Annotated in this window: 3 protein-coding genes; all 3 read right to left on the reverse strand. The window is 41.4% G+C overall.

Features of this window, described 5'->3' with window-relative positions:
• The coding region (locus tag MUP17_00535) for an AAA family ATPase (protein ID MCJ7457466.1) at positions 1-276 on the reverse strand (276 nt) is incomplete at its 3' end.
• Positions 277-423: 147 nt separating this feature from the next.
• Positions 424-3,351, reverse strand: coding sequence for a T9SS type A sorting domain-containing protein (locus MUP17_00540; protein ID MCJ7457467.1), 2,928 nt, complete (start codon positions 3,349-3,351; stop codon positions 424-426).
• A gap of 16 nt (positions 3,352-3,367) precedes the next feature.
• Positions 3,368-4,837, reverse strand: a complete 1,470-nt coding sequence (locus MUP17_00545; protein ID MCJ7457468.1) for an FG-GAP-like repeat-containing protein — start codon at positions 4,835-4,837, stop codon at positions 3,368-3,370.
• Positions 4,838-4,923 lie beyond the last annotated feature (86 nt).

Raw genomic sequence — 4,923 nt, forward strand, 5'->3', positions numbered from 1 at the left:
GACCAATCTTAACGAGGAAGGAACAATTTCTAAAAAAGGGATTGTGGTTGGAAGAATTGCATCTTTTATCGGGACCTCATTTATCAAGACCTCATAAATCGTGTTCTGCAGATTATTTTTATCTATCCCCATGCCGGAAGTCGAGTTCGCCTGTGGATCTATATCTATCAGCAGGACTTTTTCCTCAGCTACTGCCAGACAGGCGGACAGGTTAACTGCAGTCGTTGTTTTACCGACCCCTCCTTTTTGGTTTGCTATTGCGATTATCTTCCCCATCTTAAAAATCCTTTTTAAAGAAACCAACTCCTTATGATTTTTGTATTTATAAAAGAAAAAATTGAAAAGGTCAAGAGGTTTTTTCAAAAAAAGAAGGCCCCGATAAATCGGAGCTCTTCTTTTATAGGAAATGAAGGAAAAGTAATCCTATTTCAGCAAGCTCATCTTGGCAGTCTTGGTAAATGACCCAGCCTGTATCCGGTAAAAGTAGATTCCGCTGCCAACAGCTTCACCCCGTTCATTTTTCCCATTCCAGGAGATAGTGTAATACCCAGGTTCTTGAATATCGTTCACTAAAACCCTGACTTTTTGACCCAATAAGTTATAGACAACTATTTTAACCTCGCTTTCTTGTGGCAGAGCATATTTTATCAAGGTTCCAAAATTAAACGGATTAGGATAATTTTGAAAGAGCTCAAATCTTTCTGGAATAACTGAAGCAACTATTTTTTGCTGTGGCTCGCCGTCTCCATAACAGTAATCTGTAGTTCCGGAGGATATAGATATTGAAGTAGAGGGATTGCTAACATTTCCGGCAGAATCAATAGCATAAACTGCGAAATTGTAACTTTTTCCAAGTTCTGGCACACAGAAGGTAGTAGTGGTCGAGGTAAAAGGTACTGTTTGAGATGCATTCCACGTGCCGCGCCAAGCTACAGCCCGGTAACTGGCTAAGGTGCCGGACTTCTGATTCTGAGGTGCTTGCCAGGAAAGAATTATCTCGTTAGTATAGCAATAAGGGCAAATCCCATTGATACCTATACCAGAACCAGCTCCTGCCCCTCTGCCCGGACAGCAAATCCTATTCAGATGAGCGGTCAAATTACGCGGTGGGTTAGGAATATTTCTGACTGTAATTTGATTAGAATACTCTGAATAGTACACTCCGTCATACGCCCTAACTCGATAGTTGTAAGTTTCACTACCTGTCAGACTGGTATCATCATAACTTGTGACATTAGCATTAGTTGAGCCTATCTCTGCCTGGAGTGGCCACTCCGACTGTGATGCCAATTTCCGTTCCACGCGATAACTGGTCTCATTTCTATTAGGGTCTGTCCAGGAAAGACGGATTCTCTGCGGGTTTGTTCCAATGACGCTGCCGCTCAGATTGGATTTCAAGAAATTAGCCAATCTGAACAGCTTTCCTTCACCCGGGTTTATGATAAGATGAAAAGTGCCATTCCCCGACAGAGTATCCAACAACTGCCCAGTTGAGCAATCTATTAAATAGGAATAACGGCTTTTCTGCAAGGTGACTTGCTGGCAAGGTCTTTCACCGTACCCAACCCAACGGTTGACTAACATGAAATAATCTTCGCCTACAGAATCATCCCTGAACATTCCTACCTGTATATGGTTTTCATAGGTCGGTTCTTTGCAGATGCAAATGCAGCAAGTTGAGCAAGCCACTCCATTTACCGAAGCGATAAAACTTCCGGGAGCACTTCCCACCTGCGAACTCGGACCGGCCCACCGCCATTCGAGTTTTTTCAGAATAGGGCCTAAAGTATCCAGTCTCTCATTTATCTGTTTAACTGCGGAAAACAAAGTCTCCGGAATGCTCATGCTTGAGTAGTAGATATTGACATAGGCAGGGTAGGTCTCAATGGGTTTCCCCTCGACGCTATCTATTAAACCCCCGTGTACATCGTCCGGCGCATAAGCGCGTGATGCATATTCGAAATATCCAATTCCTTTGACACCATACGCTAATGCCATATTAACCGTGGCCTTTAACTCACTATTGTGCGGATATCTGGGTACAGGAGCTGTAAGCGATTTGAAAGTCTGGGCAATATACCACCATTCTTTATTTCTGGATTTTGCCGCGTTAGCTACCTTATTTAACCTTACAGCAAAAGAGTCCAGGGTTTCCTGCCAAGCGTCGTTGTCATTTTCAGGTGTCGTATCCCTCCATATCGGGTAATCATCATAGAAAAGCTCATGTGGGTTAACCTCATTCATATATCGATAGGTGTTGATGTAATCGAAATCGCCTGCGGACTGAATTCCTGGAACGTAATGTGCAGAGTCTAGGATTTCATTAACCCGCCTGCTACTACGGAATTGGTCATAAGCTGGTTGATCCTGCAGTGCCCAGCGATAGAGCGAGGTTCCGTGAAATTGCTCGTTATCCAGGATGTGACTGTCATGTATAAGGTTCCATTGATAGACAGTCATGTTCGGATTGCTATCAGAACGTACATAGAATAAATAGGCATAATTACTATCATAGACTTCAACATAGTCTATGTAAAGGTCAGTGTTCTTATTCCAGTAAACCCTATAGTCAAAGGAATCCCCTGAACTCCATCCTGGCGAGAACGTTAGTTTAAAAGGCAAGTATTGACCACATGGATTAAAATCCTGATAAAGAAGAGTGCGAGACCAGACTGTGGAATCAGCGCCGTGGTAAAAATAGACCCCTATATTTGCCACCGGCTCACTGGTGGGGCTACAAGGCACTTTTAGCTTAAAGGTCGCAGTATAATGCCTGTCAGCTTTTTCCTGCTCCCGGCTGTAATCAATGGCATAAGGACCTAAAGAATTGGGACCTGTTCTTTCATTCCACAGACCATACAAAACATACCCTCGATTGTCATTTGGATTGTCCTTGGAGACAAACCAAGCATAGCCAATAGAATCACCTACTTGCTCGCTGATTTGGTGACCATGACCAGCATTATTATATTTAGTGCTTAGAAAACGGATATTTTCTCCCGGTATATTCGGCAAAAACCAGTCATATTCGTTATAACCATCTGCCTGATACATACTGTATTGACCATAAGAGTAATATGCGGTCCAGGCATTTATGAGGTTCAAAGAATCTGAAGCGGCAGAAGCAAAATCTGCGTCCCTGAAAACCCACAGGTTTTGCACCAGAGCTGTGAGACCAAGCGTATCTACTGCCTGAGGAAAATAAGTATAATAGTTATAATCAGACCCATTATGGAAAATATAAGGTGGACTGAAAGCGATTCTGGGGAATTTCCCCTCATAAGCTGAAAAGACCATAATAGCTGAACTCATTATGGCCACTAAACCAAACAAAAGAATTTTTTTAAGCATTTTACACCCCAAAAAATTATTTAATTAGTAAAAGTTTCTTACTATCGTTAAAACTGCCCGCTTTTAGCTGATAGAAATATATTCCACTACTCACCCCCTTTCCTGAATCATCTCTCCCATCCCAAATAACCTGATAGTTTCCAGGTAGTTTTTCCTCATCTAACAAAATCCTTATTTTTTTACCTAAGATATTATAAATAATCAGGGTGGTTGGGATGGGACCCTTGAACGTTGAACCTTGAATCTTTAAACTAAACGGTATTATGGTGGATGAGTTAAACGGATTTGGGTAATTCTGATGTAAAGCAAAGTCGTGAGGTATGGGATTTTGTTCGTCTTTGACTGCAGTGTAAGGGTTCTTATAAATATAAACTCGACCTATCGGAGCATCTGGATAAGCATACCACCAGCCTGGATCGCCTACTATAGCTTCGTCGACCCCATCGCCATTGATGTCAGCAACACTTACTTGACTACCGTAATCACCCACTTCAGAATCATAATAATGCCAATCTTGCATTGTATCCAAAGGGTTAGAACCTAAATATATCCAAGCTTCACCGCCAGCTAACGTTGGAACCCCTGAGAGTAAATCCTCATATTTATCCTTATTAAAATTACCAATTGCCCAGGATTGACCTCTGATACAAAGAGGCGAGTCAACCAGAGAGTCTATTGTACTACCTCCGAAATAGGTTCCTTCAACCGTTATTATATCCTTATAGCCATCTCCGTTAACATCTCCTAAAATTACAAATCCACCTTTTAATTTTACTCTTGGTATGGTGTCTAACTGCGGTCCCCCGAAATAAATATAAGTAGAATCGTCTGGATAATGTCCGCTTGTAGAAACGGCTAAATCTGCATAACCATCCCCGTTTACATCCCCTATGGCTAAACCAGGAAAGCCAAAATAATTAGGAGGTCCCTGTAAGATATATGCTGGTGAAGTTGACATATCTGCCCCACCCAAAAAGACATAAACTTTGTTGTTATTTCCATGGATAGCAATATCATCATAGCCATCTTTATTAATATCTCCTGTGGCTATCTTTAATCCAAAAGGAGTGTACGGAGGTGATATAGTATCAAGGGCTACCAGAACCTTGTCTGGAATAGTATCAAAAGGAGGGCCTCCATAATAAATCAAGACTGATAATAATGAAAAACGGGTTAACAAGAGGTCTTGAACACCATCACCATTTACATCTCCATGACATATATATCCGGACGAAAATGGAAATACTATATCAGGTATGGTATCAAAGTTTTTCGAACCAAAGTAGATAAAAGTCTTTCCATACTGCCCTATTACCAAGTCCTCAATTCCATCTTTATTTATGTCCCCCACTCCCGCTAAGTGTATGCCAAAGCTTACTCCGTCAGTATCTCCCTGCATAACCGCTATCTGCTGCATATCAAACTGGGCAAAGGCAGGGGTGCCGAAAACTAAGCTTAAAAATAAAAGGATGAGTAGTCTTCTCATCAAATCTTCACTTTTAAAAGATTGATCTCACTTATATGATAAGTTATTCCCTAAAAATATCAAGAGGTTTTTTCAATGAGGACTAA

Source organism: Candidatus Zixiibacteriota bacterium (assembly GCA_022865345.1).
Lineage (GTDB): Bacteria > Zixibacteria > MSB-5A5 > MSB-5A5 > RBG-16-43-9 > RBG-16-43-9.